Here is a 381-nt window from a genome sequence, read left to right on the forward strand (position 1 = left end):
GTCGGAACCGCCACTGGAGTACGGCGAGCGCTGAAAAGCAACGCTTGACGCCGGGATTCGAGTAGCGCGCTACGCTACCGACCGCGGCTGCCCCCCCTGAACGATTGTGCAGGTCAGCAATCACACAGGCGAAGGGGTTCGCGCACATGGCAACTCGTACCTTCCACGGAGTCGTCACCACACCGTCCGGAACGCCGTTGGGTGGATGGGTCGATGTCGACGTCAGCGACAACGGCGACTACCACGTGAAGTTCCATATGCACAGCAGCAGCATCCTCGGCGACTTCGATTTCAATCTGCGCGCCTACCTGACGGCCCCGGGATTCCCGACGATGGCGTTCATCAAGAGCGGACACGTCTCCGGCGTCGACAGCTGGAATC

At 61.9% G+C, this 381-nt stretch carries 1 protein-coding gene; it reads left to right on the forward strand.

The annotated features are described in order from the left end of the window. Positions 1–146: 146 nt before the first annotated feature. A partial coding sequence (locus RNB18_RS53495) for a hypothetical protein (protein ID WP_311721244.1) occupies positions 147–381 on the forward strand: 235 nt, incomplete at its 3' end.

It is taken from the genome of Streptomyces doebereineriae (assembly GCF_031845645.1).
GTDB lineage: Bacteria > Actinomycetota > Actinomycetes > Streptomycetales > Streptomycetaceae > Streptomyces > Streptomyces canus.